The sequence below is a fragment of the Pseudomonas sp. Lz4W genome, assembly GCF_000346225.2.
Classification (GTDB): Bacteria; Pseudomonadota; Gammaproteobacteria; order Pseudomonadales; family Pseudomonadaceae; genus Aquipseudomonas; species Aquipseudomonas paraversuta.
Map to the genome: position 1 here is coordinate 793525 of NZ_CP017432.1, position 14834 is coordinate 808358.

Genomic DNA, 14834 nt, shown 5'->3' on the forward strand with positions numbered 1-14834 from the left:
AATCTCCTCAGGCGGCGTTCTTGAGTTTCGGGTCCAGCGCATCGCGCAGACCGTCGCCCATCAAGTTGATTGCCAGCACGCTGAGCAAAATGGTCAAACCGGGCAGACTGACGACCCACCAGGCGCGTTCGATGTAGTCACGGGCCGAGGCCAGCATGGTGCCCCATTCAGGGGTTGGCGGTTGTACGCCCAAACCGAGGAAGCCCAGAGCCGCAGCGTCGAGAATCGCCGAGGAGAAGCTCAGGGTGGCCTGTACGATCAGGGGAGCCATGCAGTTGGGCAGTACGGTGACGAACATCAGGCGCGGCAAGCTGGCACCGGCCAGGCGGGCAGCGGTCACGTAGTCGCGGTTCAGTTCGCCCATCACCGCAGCACGGGTCAGACGCACATAGGACGGCAATGAAACCACGGCAATTGCGATCACGGTGTTGATCAGGCCAGGGCCGAGGATGGCGACGATTGCCACCGCCAGCAGCAAGGACGGCAGGGCCAGCATGATGTCCATCAGACGCATGATGCCCGGGCCGAGGATGCGCGGGAAGAACCCGGCAAACAGGCCCAGAATCACGCCGGGGATCAGGGAAATGACCACCGAGGACAAGCCGATCAGCAGTGACAGGCGCGAACCTTCGATCAGGCGTGACAGCAGGTCGCGGCCCAGTTCGTCGGTGCCCAGCAGAAATTGCCATTGGCCGCCTTCCAGCCACACCGGCGGGGTCAGCAGGAAGTCGCGGTATTGCTCACTCGGGTTATGGGGTGCGACCCAGGGGGCAAACAGGGCGCAAAACACAATCAGGCACATGAACATCAGGCCGGCAACGGCCCCTTTGTTCCTGGAAAAGGCGTGCCAGAATTCTTTGTAAGGCGAGGGATAAAGCAGGCTTTGATCCACTTCGGTAGCGTTGGTCGATGTACTCATGGTCAGAATCTCAGCGCTGGTGGCGAATGCGTGGGTTGGCAAAGCCGTAGAGGATGTCCACTACGAAGTTGACCAGAATCACCAGGCAGGCGATTAACAGGATGCCGTTTTGCACCACGGGATAGTCCCGGGCACCAATGGCTTCGATCAGCCACTTGCCGATGCCGGGCCAGGAGAAGATGGTTTCGGTCAGGACGGCGCCGGCCAGCAGGGTGCCGACTTGCAGACCCACGACGGTCAGTACCGGGATCAGCGCATTGCGCAGGCCGTGCACGAATACGACCCGGGCAGGTGACAAGCCTTTGGCGCGGGCCGTGCGGATGTAGTCTTCGCGCAGCACTTCGAGCATGGATGAACGGGTCATCCGGGCGATCACGGCCAATGGAATGGTGCCGAGCACGATGGCCGGCAGAATCATGTGGTGCAGCGCGTCCCAGAAAGCTTCTGGCTCGTCGCTGAGCAGTGTGTCGATCAACATGAAACCGGTTCTCGGCTCAATGTCGTAAAGCAGGTCGATGCGTCCGGAAACCGGGGTCCAGCCCAGGGTTACCGAGAAGAACATGATCAGAATCAGGCCCCACCAGAAGATGGGCATCGAATATCCCGCGAGGGAGATGCCCATCACCCCGTGGTCAAATAGCGAGCCTCGTTTGAGTGCTGCAATGACCCCTGCCAGAAGCCCGAGGATGCCGGCGAACAACAGCGCGGCCATCGACAGTTCAAGGGTGGCCGGGAACAGCGCTGAAAACTCGGTCCATACGCTTTCACGGGTTCTCAGTGATTCACCCAGGTCACCGTGGGCGAGCTTGCCGATGTAGTCGAAATACTGCTCATAGAGCGGCTTGTTCAGGCCAAGCCGTTCCATGGCCTGGGCGTGCATCTCAGGGTCAACCCGACGTTCACCCATCATGACTTCGACCGGGTCGCCCGGAATCATGCGGATCAGGGCAAAAGTCAGCAAGGTAATGCCGAAGAAAGTGGGTATCAACAACCCCACTCGGCGGGCAATAAAACTAAACATCGTGTGGTGTACCTCATCAGCCGGTTAGGCAGGTCCGCCAGAGCCCGGGTGGGCAATGGCGGGTGTTTTTATTGTTCTACTTCACCCGGGTGGTGGCGAAGTTGTTGTTGGTCAGGGGGCTAAGGATGTAGCCCTCGACGTTTTTGCGCATGGCGGTAAAGAGCATTGGGTGTACTACGTTAATCCAGGGTTGATCCTGATGGAATATCACCTGTGCCTGCTCATAGAGTGCAGCGCGCTGCTCGGGTTCAGTGATGTTGCGGGCCCTGGTGATCAGTGATTCGAAGTCCTTGCTGCACCAGCGGGCGTAGTTTTCGCCGTTTTTGGCCGCCTCGCAACTGAGCAGTGGAGTCAGGAAGTTGTCCGGGTCGCCGTTATCTCCGCCCCAACCGGTGGAGACCAGATCATGCTCGCCACTTTTTGCACGCTTGAGCATTTCGCCCCATTCCATGACCCGGATGTCGAGTTTGATCCCGATCTTCTGCAGGTCGGACTGTAACAGCTGCGCTCCGAGCATCGGGTTGGGATTGGTCGGACCGCCACCATTGCGGGTGAAGAGGGTGAGTACCGTACCTTCGGGAACGCCTGCTTCCTTGAGCAGCGCCCGGGCCTTGTCCAGATCCCGGGGCGGGCTTTGCATGTCCTTGTTGAAGCCAAGCATGGTCGGCGGGTAGGGGTTGATGGCAACCAGAGCATTGCCTTCACCGTGCACGGTGTTGAGGTAGGTCTGTTTGTCGAAGGCCATGTCTATGGCTTTGCGCACCCGCACATCGCTGAGGTATTTGTGGCTGGAGTTCATGGCGATGTAACTGGTCATCAGTGCGGCCAGTTCATCCACCTTGAGGTTCGGGTCCTTGCGGATGTTTTTGACTTCATCGGGCTTGGGGTACAGCGCGATCTGGCACTCGTTGGCCTTGAGTTTCTGCAGGCGCACGTTGCTGTCGGTGGTGACGGCGAAGATCAGTACGTCGCTGGGCGGCTTGCCACGGAAGTAATCCGGGTTGGCCTTGAAGCGCACCTGTGCGTCCTTGTTGTAGCGCACAAAAATGAACGGCCCGGTGCCGATCGGCTTGCTGTTCAGCTCTGCGGTTTTACCGGCCTTGAGCAACTGGTCGGCGTACTCGGCAGAGTAGATAGAGTTGAACGGCATGGCGATGTCCCGCAGAAACGGCGACTCGGCGTGGTTGAGGGTGATCTTGACGGTCATGTCGTCAACTTTGTCGACGCTCTTGAGCAGGTCTTTAAAGCCCATGCTTTCAAAGTAGGGGTAGCCGACCAGGGAAAGTTTGTGCCACGGGTGATTCGGGTCCAGCTGGCGCTGAAAGCTCCAGAGCACATCATCGGCATTGAGGGTGCGGGTCGGTTTGAAATAGTCGGTGCTGTGGAACTTCACGCCGGGGCGCAGATAGAAGGTGTATTCGAGTCCGTCGGGGCTGATGTCCCAGCGTTCGGCCAGGGCCGGTTCTACATCGGTGGTTCCGGGGGCGAAGTCGACCAGGCGGTTGAGCACGGTTTCCGCAGAGGCGTCGGCCGTCACGGCAGTGGTGTACTGAACGATATCAAACCCTTCCGGGCTGGCTTCGGTGCAGACCACCAGGTTTTTCGCCGAAACACTGACCGCTGTACTGAGCAGTGCCACAGCAAGAGCGGTGCGTAGTGGAAGTCTTTTCATGGCAACCCTTCTCCAATCGCTTGAACCAGCTAGAGGGTTACGGCTGATGCCCGGATCAGCCGTAACCTTGTTTTTTAATCGGGTGATTAAAGGATGTTGAATGGAATGGTTGTTACCAGACGGAACTCGTTGATGTTGCCGTCAGACTGGTTTTTGCTGGCGCGGTGCGTGGTATAGGTCGCGCGGATCGCGGTGGCCTTGAGTGGTCCGCTCTGGATAGCATAAGACGTGCCAACGCTGTACTCGTAGTGGGTTTCGCCGTCCATGTTCTTGACGTCATAGGCGGTGCCCTTGTAATGGGTACCGTCAATGTCCCAGCCACGGGCGTGGTAGGCGTTGAACTTCAGGCCCGGGATGCCGTACTGCGCCATGTTGATGCTGTAGGCCAGTTGCAGCGATTTCTCGTTCGGGCCGTTGAAGTCCGAGAGCAAGGAGTTGGCCAGGTAAATGCCGTTGGTTTCGTGCAGGTAGTCGAAGTACTCGTCACCGACGATTTGCTGGAATGACAGCGACAGGGTATGAGCCTGGTGGCTCAGGGCGAAGGCCAGGCTGTAGGCGTCGTTGTTGATGTTGCCCAGGGCCTTGCTGCCGGTGTCGAGGGTCTTGTAGTAGTTGAAGTTGGTGTTCAGGCCCAGTACGGCGCTGTCACCGATATCGTGCACGGCGCCGAAGTAGTACTGGTTCCAGAAATCTTCAACGTGGGTGGCATACAGCGTGGTTTTCAGATTTTTGAACGGTTGGTAGTTAAGGCCGGCCACACTGGCGCGATCGGTTTCTACGCCGGTGGCGCCGTATTCACTGCGGAACTTGCTCAGGCTTTGCTCGGTCCGTGGCGATACACGATCGAAGGAGCCGGCGTCGAAGGACAGGTTGTTGAACTCTTCACTGTGCAATCCCACGCCCTGGAAGCTGGAAGGCAATGCGCGGTTGCCGATCACGTCGATGGTCGGGCTGCTGAAGTTCTGTCGGCCTACGGTCAGCGTGGTGTTGGAGATGCGGGCGCTGAGGTTGGCCAGGCCCAGCTTGCTCCATTGACCGACAGCATCACCATCGCTGTGGGTCAGGGTGCGGTTGTTCGGTCCGGCGATGTCCTTGGCGTCGCGGTCAAGGGCAACGGCGTTGTAAGCCGCGACCTGGGTGCTGAAACCGACGGTACCCTCAGTGAACCCCGACCGGTAGTCGATGATGGTGCCCTGTACCCAGTTGATCCGGCGCGGAGTGGTTTCCCGGGTGCCGTTGTGGTTGTAGGTAAAGCGGTCATCACGGCGTTTGAGCTCGTTGGCGTACCAGTTACGCGTGGTACCGCCCAGTGTCTGCTCTTCAACAAAACCCTTGGTTTCACTTTGCGCGCTGGCGCCGGTTTTAAGTTCAGTCGCGATGAATTCTTCAGCAACTGCCATCGAGGCAAGGCCGCTGATGGATAAAGCTAACAATGCGCTGCTTGTGACTTTCATGGTTGAGGCTCCTTGGCTTTCTTTTTTTATTGCCGTTCTTTTTTGTTTGAATCGGCTGTTGTGGAACGTTTTGAAGCATTGCAAACGTTTGCGCTGCGCACGATCGGCGACACTTCAGCGGGCCACTGGAGGTGGCCTGCCGAGGTTGTAGCGAATCGGAGCAGTTAGTCGTTGAGGCTCACGCCGGAGAAGGCGTTACGACCAAACGGGCTGACCTGGAAGCCTTCCACCTTGGCGCTGAGCGGCTGGTTGACCGTCGAGTGCGCTATCGGAGTCATCGGCACCTGTTGCTTGATCAATTGCTGGGCCTGTTTGTAGAGCACTGTGCGCTGGTCGCGATCGGTAACGATCTTGGCGTTCTTGACCAGGGTGTCGTACTCCTTGTTGCACCACATGGAGTAGTTGTTGCCGCCGATCGCATCGCAGCTGTACAGGGTGCCGAGCCAGTTGTCCGGGTCACCGTTGTCACCGGTCCAGCCAATCAGACTGATGTCATGCTCGCCATTTTTGGTGCGCTTGATGTACTCGCCCCATTCATAGCTGACGATCTTGACCTTGAGCCCGATCTTGCCCCAGTCCGACTGCAGCATTTCAGCCATGAGTTTGGCGTTCGGGTTGTACGGGCGCTGTACGGGCATGGCCCACAGGGTGATTTCGGTGCCTTCCTTGACGCCTGCGGCCTTCAGCAGCTCTTTGGCTTTTTCGGGGTTATAAGGTGCGTCGACAATGGTTTCGTCATAGGACCACTGCGTTGGCGGCATGGCGTTGACCGCTTTTTGCCCGGCGCCCTGGTAAACCGCCTTGAGGATGGCGTCCTTGTTGACCGCCATGTCCAGCGCCTGACGCACTTGCAGTTGGTCGAAGGGTTTGTGTTGCACGTTGTAGGCGATGTAGCCCAGGTTGAAGCCCGGCTTTTCGATGACTTGCAGCTTGGGGTCGGCCTTGAGGGCTGCCACGTCCGCAGGGCGCGGGCTAAGGGAAACCTGACATTCGTTTTTACGCAGTTTTTGCATGCGCGCAGACGCGTCGACGTTGATCGAGAAAATCAGGTTGTCGAGTTTGACCTGGTCCGGCTTCCAGTAATCCTTGTTGGCCGCGTAGCGAATGTTCGAGTCTTTTTGATAGCGCTGAAATACGTACGGCCCGGTGCCCACAGGTTTCTGGTTGATGTCGCTGGGCTTGCCGGTCTTGAGCAACTGGTCGGCGTATTCGGCCGACAGGATCGAGGCAAAGCTCATGGCCAGGTTCTGGATGAACGCCGCGTCCACCGAGTTGAGTTTCATGACCACGGTCATCGGGTCGGTCTTTTCGACGCTGGCGATGTTCTTGTCCAGGCTCATCCCGGTGAAATACGGGAATTCGGTCGGGTAGGCCTTACGGAAGGGATGGTCGGCGCTGAGCATGCGGTTGAAGGTGAACAGCACGTCATCGGCATTGAAATCACGGGTCGGGGTGAACCATTTGGTGGTGTGAAACTTGACCCCGTCGCGCAGATGGAAGGTGTAGGTCAGGCCGTCTTCGGAAATATCCCAGCGGGTGGCCAGCGCCGGACCGGCAGCAGTGCCGCCTTTTTCAAATTCGGCCAGGCGGTTGTAAATGGGTTCGGCCGCGTCGTTGTCGGTGGCGGTGGTGTATTGCGCAGTATCAAAACCGGCCGGGCTGCCTTCGGAGCAGAACACCAGGCTGTTGGCGGCGTTCGCGAGCGGGCTGCCGGCAAGTACGCCGGCGCTCAATAGCACAGATAAAACCAGTGGGTTGCGCATGGCGTTCCCAATCCTTTTTTTTGTTTTTGGTCCCTGAACGCGCGCCGTGGGCTGGGCTGTTCAGTGGTTCGGTAGCATCAGCCAGAGAGCCGCACCCTGCGCAATAAACTTGCTGTACCTCGACGTTAGGACGTCGGCGTGCAGCCGTAAATGCGCCAGGCCTGACAATCACGTAGGAAACGTCTCGACGTCCTATAGCCTCTGCGTCAGTACGCAGCAGCTTCAAGATGAGGGGGATTTCCGTTGTTCTGGCAGGCAAGCGAGTGCGCCATTCAGGCCGCACTCGCCAGTGCTTTTATTTGCTGATGCCTACGCCGTAGAAGGACGTCAGGCCAAGGGGGCTGATTTTGAAGTCCTGGACGGTGCTGCGCATCGGTTGATACACCGTCGAGTGGGCGATAGGTGTCATCGGAACCTGCTCTTTGAGAAGGTGCTGCGCCTGTTTGTACAGCTTGGTGCGCTCAGCCACGTCGGTGGTGGCCTTGGCAGTCTTGATCAGCTTGTCGAACTCTGGATTGCACCACTTGGAGAAGTTGTTGCCTTCAATGGCATCGCAACCGAACAGCGTACCGAGCCAGTTGTCCGGGTCACCGTTGTCGCCGCTCCAGCCAATCAGCATCGCACCGTTTTCACCGCCCTTGGAACGCTTGATGTACTCGCCCCATTCGTAGGTCATGATCTTGGCCTTGATGCCAATCTTGCTCCAGTCCGACTGCAGCATTTCAGCCATCAGCTTGGCGTTGGGGTTGTAGGGGCGTTGAACCGGCATGGCCCACAGGGTGATTTCGGTGCCCTCCTTGATGCCTGCTTCCTTGAGCAGCTCTTTGGCTTTCTCAGGGTTGTAGGGCGCGTCCTTGATCGTGTCGTCATAAGACCACTGGGTGGGCGGCATTCCGTTAACCGCCAATTGCCCCGCCCCCTGATATACCGAATCAATGATTTGCTGTTTGTTTACCGCCATGTCCAGTGCCTGTCGCACCTTGAGCAGGGCCATCGGGTTGGGTTCGTTGCTGCCCTTGATCTTGTCCATGACGTTGTAAGCGATATAGCCGACGTTGAACCCAGGCTTTTCGGGCATCTGCAGGTCTTTGTCGGCTTTAAGTGCCGCGAGGTCAGCCGGGCGCGGGTAAATGGTGACCTGGCATTCGTTCTTTTTCAGCTTCTGGATGCGCACTGACGGGTCAGTGGTGATGGCGAAGATCAGGTTGTCGATTTTGACGTCTTCAGGCTTCCAGTAATCCTTGTTGCCGGTGTAGCGGATGTTGGAGTCTTTCTGGTAGCTCTTGAATACAAAAGGCCCGGTGCCGATCGGCTTTTGATTGATATCGGAAGGCTTGCCTTCCTTGAGCAGTTTGTCGGCGTACTCGGCAGAGCCTATGGATGCAAAGTGCATCGCCATGTTCTGGATAAACGCAGCATCAACCGTGTTCAGCGTGAACTTGACGGTCTTGTCATCGATTTTTTCCACCTTGGCGATGTTTTTATCCATGCCCATGTCGGTGAAATAAGGGAATTCGGTGGGGTAGGCCTTACGGAACGGCATGTCTTTATCGAGCATGCGGTTGAAGGTGAAGAGCACGTCATCGGCGTTGAAATCGCGCGTAGGCTTGAAATAAGGGGTGGTGTGAAACTTGACCCCATCGCGCAGGTGGAAGGTGTAGGTCAGGTTGTCCGGCGAAATGTCCCAGCTGGTGGCCAGACCGGGCTCAACGTTGGTGCCTCCACGTTCGAACTGGCTCAGGCGGTTATAGATGGTTTCTGCTGATGCATCGAAGTCAGTACCAGTGGTGTACTGACCCGGGTCAAAACCGGCCGGGCTGCCTTCGGAGCAAAACACCAGATTGGTCGCCGCCTGGGCGAAAGGTGCACTGGCGAGCAGGCTGGCGCCCACTAGAAACGGAATGACCGCGTGTTTGAACATGGTGACCTCATGATTTTTGTCATTTTTGGTTTGAGGGCGACCTTGTGAGTCGACCCGGCGATACTTATGCACAGCCCATACCCAATGCAATATGCGTAGGCCAACGAACTGATAAAACGTGGAACGATCGTACAAGAATGTCGCTTATGTATAACTTCTGGCGCATTTGATCGTTTGCGTGGCGTTTTTCGACTCATTTAGTTACACGTATGCGACATTTCGGGTGCTGCTCTGCACTGGTATGGAGCGGGCTGTTACTTATCTGGATTTCAGTCGGGAAAAGATGTCAGCCAGTGCTGATTGGGGATGTAGGATTTATCCGATTGTTCATCCGAATGTTTCAGGTGCGGCTTCTGAAAACGCAAAAGCCCTTGCGGCGTGAGCACGGCAAGGGCTTTTGGTGTCGCGTCGGGGACTTATTGCATCTGGACTTCAATCACGCCATCGGCGCTCATGCTGACTTCGCTGGTGCCGGCTTCGACATCGGGAGTCGGTGCGGAGTCCATCGCCGGTGCGGCGGCTTTCATCATCATCGCGCTGCGCATGTAGGGTTGCGGATAACCGTTGGTGTTGAGGTTCAGGTTGACGATCTTGTAACCCTTGCCGCCCAGTGCGTCGGTGGCCAGTTGAGCACGGGCCTTGAATGCGTTGACGGCATCCTTGAGCAATGCGTCTTCACTGGTTTTGCGGGTGGCGTTGGCGACGGTGAACTGCATGTTGCCCATTTTCAGGGTTTGCATCAGATCGCCGGTGAGCTTGGACAGTACGGCAAAATCTGTACTCTCCAGGCGTAGCTCGGCGCGCTCGCGCCAGCCGGTGATCTTCTGGGTCTTGTTGTCATAGATGGGGTAGCTGCTGCGATTGCCCTGGCGCAGGGTCACGGCCTTGACTTGCTTGGCCTCGCCAATGGCCTTGTTCATCGCGGTGGTGATTTCTGCGGCCAGCTTGGCCGAGTCGGTGTTCTGGGCTTCGGTGTACAGGGTCACGATCATCAAGTCGCGCGGCACTTCCTGACTGGCTTCGGCACGCAAGGAAACCTGATTGTAATGAACCTCTTCAGCCAGGGCTGGCAAGCTGGCAAGTGCGCCGAGGCTCAGGGTCAAAAGGGCAGCGGTGGGCTGGAAAGTAGACATAAAGGCTCCTGGGGTGGGGAACGCAGTCCAGTCGTGCCAGCTGCGTCAGATCCTTAAGACTGTAGAGAGTGGCCATCAGTTCGCCCAGTTACATTTTCAATACATCTTCCAGCCGTATGCAGGAGCGAGCTTGCTCGCGAGTTCTTCGCTGCTGGATCCAGGCTCGCGAGCAAGCTCGCTCCTGCGGGTTGAGGGGCTGTTAGCCTGTTTTCTGACAAATACACTGTGGCCGTTTGCCGCACTTCTGTCTGTCAGGTCGCCTGCTTGGTTATACTCCCGGCGATTCGCCTGCAGCGCTCATCAGGAGAGCTCATGCTCGCCCCCGTACAGTTATTGTCAGAAACACGCCAAAACCTCTGGCGTCTTACCCTTATCCGCACTCTGGTGCTGGCCGCGCAGGCAGGTTCCGTCGGTATTGCCTACGCATTCGATCTGCTGCCGCTGCCCTGGTTCCAGCTGAGTGTGACCCTCGGGTTTTCCATGCTGTTGTGTGCGTTTACCGCTATCCGGCTGCGTACCACATGGCCGGTGACTGAACTGGAGTACGCGTTGCAACTGGCGTGCGACCTGTTTATCCACAGTGCATTGCTGTATTTCTCGGGCGGCTCGACCAATCCGTTTGTCTCGTACTATCTGGTGCCCCTGACCATTGCCGCAGTGACGCTGCCCTGGCGTTTTTCCGTGGTGCTCTCCGGCATCGCCCTGGCGCTGTACACCCTATTGATGATGCAGTCCTACCCGCTGGATGCGGGCGCCTTCTTCCGCGAAAAGCTGCAGATTTACGGCATGTGGCTGAGCTTTGCGTTATCAGCGGCAGTGATCACTTTTTTTGCCACGAAAATGGCCCATGAGCTGCGCCGTCAGGAAGAACTGCGCGCCCTGCGCCGTGAAGAAGGTTTGCGCGACCAGCAATTGCTTGCGGTCGCCACCCAGGCGGCAGGTGCGGCCCATGAGTTGGGGACGCCCTTGTCGACCATGAGCGTGCTGATCAAAGAGATGCGCCGCGATCACCTCGATCCGGAGCTGCAGGATGATCTGAGCGTGCTGCAGGACCAGGTCAAATTATGCAAAGAGACGTTGCAGCAGTTGGTACGTGCCGCCGAAGCCAATCGCCGCCTGGCCATTGAAGAGCAGGATGTTACCGACTGGCTGAACGAAGCCTTGAATCGCTGGCACTTGATGCGCCCGGAAGCGACCTATCGTTTTCAATGCCTGGGACACGCGCCGGTTCCGCGTATGGCACCGCCCCCCGATCTGACCCAGGCATTGCTCAACTTGTTGAACAATGCAGCGGATGCCTGCCCTGAAGGGCTGGAGGTTTGCCTGGACTGGGATGCCGTGGATTTGACGATCAGTATTCGCGACCACGGTCCGGGTGTACCGTTGGCCATCGCCGAGCAAATCGGCAAACCTTTTTTTACCACCAAGGGCAAAGGTTTCGGCCTGGGCCTATTCTTGAGCAAAGCCAGCGTGACACGCGCCGGCGGCTCGGTAAAACTCTACAGTCACGAGGATGGCGGCACGCTCACCGAGCTGCGCCTGCCACGTGTCGCCCGAGGAAACGAAAATGAGTGAAGAAATCCAGGTCGAAGGCGAAGAGCTGCCACATTTGCTGCTGGTGGATGACGACGCCACATTTACCCGCGTCATGGCACGGGCCATGGGCCGCCGCGGATTTCGCGTCAGCACCGCAGGGTCGGCTGAAGAAGGCCTGATCCTGGCACAGCAGGACCTGCCTGATTATGCTGCGCTGGATCTGAAAATGGAGGGTGACTCGGGGTTGGTATTGCTGCCCAAGCTGCTCGAACTTGACCCGGAAATGCGGGTGGTGATCCTCACCGGTTATTCGAGCATCGCCACTGCTGTCGAGGCGATCAAGCGCGGCGCCTGCAATTATCTGTGCAAGCCGGCCGATGCTGACGATGTGCTGGCAGCCTTGCTCTCCCAGCATGCCGACCTTGAAACCCTGGTGCCGGACAATCCGATGTCGGTTGACCGCTTGCAGTGGGAACACATCCAGCGCGTTCTGGGTGAGCATGAAGGCAATATCTCCGCTACGGCCCGCGCCCTGGGCATGCACCGCCGCACGTTGCAGCGCAAATTGCAGAAGCGTCCGGTTCGACGCTGAACCGCAGCTGTAGCCATGGTGTTGCGGCTTGCAACCAAATGGCTGCAGCCCCTAATCTGTATCGAAACGTGTCATGGCGTTACAGGCCGGTTGTCCTGACCGGCCTGCAGAGTGCTCTTTACTCCAACCGAGGCTGAACGATGAATCAGAACGCTGAGGCTTCTGTGGTGAATGATGCTGTGCGTGGAGATTTCATACCTCGGGTCTGGGGCCTCATAACACCCTACTGGCGCAGTGAAGAGCGGGCCAAGGCCTGGCTGTTGTTGATCGCGGTGATTGCCCTGTCGTTGGTCAGCGTGGGCATCTCGGTGTGGATCAACCACTGGTACAAGGACTTCTATAACGCGCTGGAGAAAAAGGACGGCGAGGCGTTCTGGAGCCTGATCGGTTACTTCGGGATCATCGCTGCGGTGGGGATTGTCGGTGCGGTGTACCGGCTGTATCTGACCCAGATGCTGACTATCCGCTGGCGACGCTGGCTGACCGAGCAGCATTTTTCACGCTGGCTCGCCCACAAAAATTATTACCAGCTGGAGCAGGGCGGTTATACCGACAACCCTGACCAACGTATCAGTGAAGACCTCAACTCGTTCACCGACAGCACCCTGACCCTGGGACTGGGCTTGATCCGCACCGTGGTCAGTCTGGTTTCGTTCTCGATTATTTTGTGGGGCGTTTCCGGCAGCATCGAAGTCTTCGGCATCACTATTCCCGGTTACATGTTCTGGTGTGCGTTGCTGTATGCCGCTGTCGGCAGTTGGCTGGCGCACTTGATCGGTCGACGTCTGATCGGTCTGAACAACCAACAGCAACGCTTTGAAGCTGACCTGCGTTTCTCGATGGTCCGGGTACGTGAAAACGCCGAAAGTATTGCTCTGTACAACGGCGAACCCAATGAACATGAGCGCCTCAGCACCCGCTTCGACAAGGTCTGGAAAAACTTCTGGACCCAGATGAAGGTGCAAAAACGCCTGACGTTCTTCACCGCGGGCTACTCGCAAATCGCCATTATTTTTCCGTTTATCGTTGCGGCACCGCGGTACTTCGCCGGCAAGATCGAGCTGGGCGAGCTGATGCAAATCAACTCGGCCTTTGGCAACGTACAAGAGAACTTCAGCTGGTTTATCGATGCCTACGTCACCCTGGCCGCATGGCGCGCCACCTGCGACCGTCTGCTGAGTTTCCGGCAGGCCATGACCGACAACGAACAGCGTCCGCCGGCGATTGACCTCGAGACCCGGGGGCATGCCTTGAAGATTGATGATCTGAGCCTGGACCTGGCCGATGGCCGGCATTTGCTGCATGAGGCCAGCCTGCAAGTGGCGCCGGGGGAACGATTGATGCTCAGTGGTCGTTCCGGCAGCGGTAAAAGTACCTTGCTGCGGGCAATGGGAGGCCTCTGGCCGCAAGGCGGCGGGGCTATTCGCCTGCCAGAGGAGCGCGGGCTGTTTTTGCCGCAGAAACCTTATTTGCCCATAGGCACTTTGCGTGACGCATTGAGTTATCCACAGACCGGCGACAGCTATCCGTCCGAGCGTTATGAGCAAGTGTTGCGTACCTGTCGCCTGGAGCATCTGATTCCCAAGCTGGATGAGCCCAACCACTGGCAGCGCCTGCTTTCCGGGGGCGAGCAACAGCGGCTGGCCTTTGCCCGTGTGCTGCTGTATCGCCCGCAGTGGCTGTATATGGACGAGTCGACCTCGGCGATGGATGAGGAAGATGAGGCCATGCTGTATCAAGCCCTGATTGATCAGTTGCCGGGGCTGAGCATTGTCAGTGTGGGGCATCGCAGTAGTCTGACGCGCTTCCATCCACGGCATGTGCGGATTCAGGACGGGCAGTTGATTGCCCGCTAGGGAGGCGGGCGGGAGGCTGCGAGGGTCTCCCGATGCCCGCAGCCCGCATGCTAGAGTGCGGCTCCCTGCGTTCTGGAGCCCGACATGAGTCTTTTACTTCGCTGTGCTGCTCTGAGCCTGATGCTGGCCAGCCTGCCTCTGGTGGCGGCACCCGCCGCTACACCGCCCCTGCATGGGCAGTTCTTGCCTGCCGATGATCTTCAGCTGCGGGCCGGACAGCCCGAGCAACAGCAGTTGATGCTGGTGACCTCGTATTCCGTGGTGCTGGGCAGTCAGCGCCAGTCCAATCAGCAGCCGATTCCCGTAACGTCTCCCTTGTCGGTGCGATTGAAGGGCAAGCCGATGAGTCAGGGGGCGACCGTGCGCCAGGTGCTGATATCGTTCGATGGCGAAAGCAAAAGCCTGAAAAAGCCTGTGTTTGACAGTAAAACCCGGACCTTGAGCCTTTCCTATCCGCAGTCCCAATACCGGGTGGTGATGGATCTGCTGCGCAACGACACGGTCTACTGTCAGTTTTTGACCTACGCCAATGGCCATGTTTGGGCCGACTTGCACACCGGCAGCGTGCGCGCGCGTTGAGCCTTGGGTAAACTGCGGGCCCCGTGAAGTATCAGCAGGCTGGAGTCGGACATGCGTAAAGATAAGAAACAGTTGATTGGTGACGAGATCGGCGATGAGCAGATCAAATTGTTCCTGGACTTCGAGCCCGTGGACGCCACTTCGCCGTCGCTGCACAAACTGATCAAAGCCTATCGTGGTCTGCGCATCGACGATTTCGAGCGTTTCCTGACCTTCTTCAAGGAAGCCGGGTATGACCTGGATGGCAAGGATGAACAGGGCCAGACGTTCGTCGAAATCATCAAGGATCAGCGCCACGCTGCCGATTACATCGAGCTCATCGACAACGCCCGCGGTTAACCAGACGCGCCGCTGACGAGGTACGAGGCGGCGACCAGGGTGCAGCATT

The 14834-nt window shown here is 57.9% G+C and carries 12 protein-coding genes; 5 read left to right on the forward strand and 7 right to left on the reverse strand.

Features of this window, described 5'->3' with window-relative positions; genetic code table 11:
- Positions 1–7: 7 nt before the first annotated feature.
- The 7 genes from B195_RS03830 to B195_RS03860 form a co-directional block, all read right to left on the reverse strand.
- The gene (locus B195_RS03830; protein WP_003443791.1) at positions 8–919 is read right to left on the reverse strand and encodes an ABC transporter permease subunit; all 912 of its coding nucleotides are present in this window, start codon (positions 917–919) and stop codon (positions 8–10) included.
- A gap of 10 nt (positions 920–929) precedes the next feature.
- Positions 930–1940, reverse strand: coding sequence for an ABC transporter permease subunit (locus tag B195_RS03835; protein ID WP_003443789.1), 1011 nt, complete (start codon positions 1938–1940; stop codon positions 930–932).
- A gap of 76 nt (positions 1941–2016) precedes the next feature.
- Complete coding sequence (locus B195_RS03840; protein WP_003443787.1) at positions 2017–3612, reverse strand: ABC transporter substrate-binding protein; 1596 nt, start codon at positions 3610–3612, stop codon at positions 2017–2019.
- A gap of 86 nt (positions 3613–3698) precedes the next feature.
- Positions 3699–5066, reverse strand: coding sequence for an OprD family porin (locus B195_RS03845; RefSeq protein ID WP_003443785.1), 1368 nt, complete (start codon positions 5064–5066; stop codon positions 3699–3701).
- Between the two features lie 164 nt (positions 5067–5230).
- On the reverse strand, positions 5231–6829 hold the full coding sequence (locus B195_RS03850) for an ABC transporter substrate-binding protein (RefSeq protein WP_003443782.1): 1599 nt from the start codon (positions 6827–6829) through the stop codon (positions 5231–5233).
- Between the two features lie 295 nt (positions 6830–7124).
- Positions 7125–8750: an ABC transporter substrate-binding protein gene (locus tag B195_RS03855; protein ID WP_003443773.1), complete on the reverse strand. Its 1626-nt coding sequence runs from the start codon at positions 8748–8750 to the stop codon at positions 7125–7127.
- A 416-nt stretch (positions 8751–9166) separates the two neighbouring features.
- Positions 9167–9883 (reverse strand): SIMPL domain-containing protein, encoded by a 717-nt coding sequence (locus B195_RS03860; RefSeq protein WP_003443772.1) that lies wholly within the window; start codon positions 9881–9883, stop codon positions 9167–9169.
- A 312-nt stretch (positions 9884–10195) separates the two neighbouring features.
- On the opposite strand from B195_RS03860, the gene B195_RS03865 reads away from it, so the two are divergent.
- The 5 genes from B195_RS03865 (at position 10196) to B195_RS03885 (ending at position 14785) form a co-directional block, all read left to right on the forward strand.
- On the forward strand, positions 10196–11458 hold the full coding sequence (locus B195_RS03865; protein ID WP_003443771.1) for an ATP-binding protein: 1263 nt from the start codon (positions 10196–10198) through the stop codon (positions 11456–11458).
- A complete protein-coding gene (locus B195_RS03870) occupies positions 11451–12011 on the forward strand; it encodes a response regulator transcription factor (RefSeq protein WP_003443770.1) in 561 nt (186 codons plus the stop codon). Before B195_RS03865 ends, B195_RS03870 begins: the two co-directional genes overlap by 8 nt.
- A 140-nt stretch (positions 12012–12151) precedes the next feature.
- A complete protein-coding gene (locus B195_RS03875; protein ID WP_003443768.1) occupies positions 12152–13867 on the forward strand; it encodes an ABC transporter ATP-binding protein/permease in 1716 nt (571 codons plus the stop codon).
- Between the two features lie 84 nt (positions 13868–13951).
- Entirely contained in the window at positions 13952–14446 is a 495-nt protein-coding gene (locus B195_RS03880) for a hypothetical protein (RefSeq protein WP_003443766.1), read from the forward strand.
- Between the two features lie 51 nt (positions 14447–14497).
- Positions 14498–14785 carry a PA4642 family protein gene (locus B195_RS03885; RefSeq protein WP_003443763.1) on the forward strand — a complete coding sequence of 96 codons (288 nt, stop codon included), beginning with the start codon at positions 14498–14500 and terminating at the stop codon, positions 14783–14785.
- The last annotated feature ends 49 nt before the right edge of the window (positions 14786–14834 follow it).

Bases quoted from the DNA above. Each gene is read 5' to 3' on its own strand.
- B195_RS03830 (WP_003443791.1), bottom strand. From the start codon at position 919: ATGAGTACATCGACCAACGCTACCGAAGTGGATCAAAGCCTGCTTTAT.
- B195_RS03835 (WP_003443789.1), bottom strand. From the start codon at position 1,940: ATGTTTAGTTTTATTGCCCGCCGAGTGGGGTTGTTGATACCCACTTTC.
- B195_RS03840 (WP_003443787.1), bottom strand. From the start codon at position 3,612: ATGAAAAGACTTCCACTACGCACCGCTCTTGCTGTGGCACTGCTCAGT.
- B195_RS03845 (WP_003443785.1), bottom strand. From the start codon at position 5,066: ATGAAAGTCACAAGCAGCGCATTGTTAGCTTTATCCATCAGCGGCCTT.
- B195_RS03850 (WP_003443782.1), bottom strand. From the start codon at position 6,829: ATGCGCAACCCACTGGTTTTATCTGTGCTATTGAGCGCCGGCGTACTT.
- B195_RS03855 (WP_003443773.1), bottom strand. From the start codon at position 8,750: ATGTTCAAACACGCGGTCATTCCGTTTCTAGTGGGCGCCAGCCTGCTC.
- B195_RS03860 (WP_003443772.1), bottom strand. From the start codon at position 9,883: ATGTCTACTTTCCAGCCCACCGCTGCCCTTTTGACCCTGAGCCTCGGC.
- B195_RS03865 (WP_003443771.1), top strand. From the start codon at position 10,196: ATGCTCGCCCCCGTACAGTTATTGTCAGAAACACGCCAAAACCTCTGG.
- B195_RS03870 (WP_003443770.1), top strand. From the start codon at position 11,451: ATGAGTGAAGAAATCCAGGTCGAAGGCGAAGAGCTGCCACATTTGCTG.
- B195_RS03875 (WP_003443768.1), top strand. From the start codon at position 12,152: ATGAATCAGAACGCTGAGGCTTCTGTGGTGAATGATGCTGTGCGTGGA.
- B195_RS03880 (WP_003443766.1), top strand. From the start codon at position 13,952: ATGAGTCTTTTACTTCGCTGTGCTGCTCTGAGCCTGATGCTGGCCAGC.
- B195_RS03885 (WP_003443763.1), top strand. From the start codon at position 14,498: ATGCGTAAAGATAAGAAACAGTTGATTGGTGACGAGATCGGCGATGAG.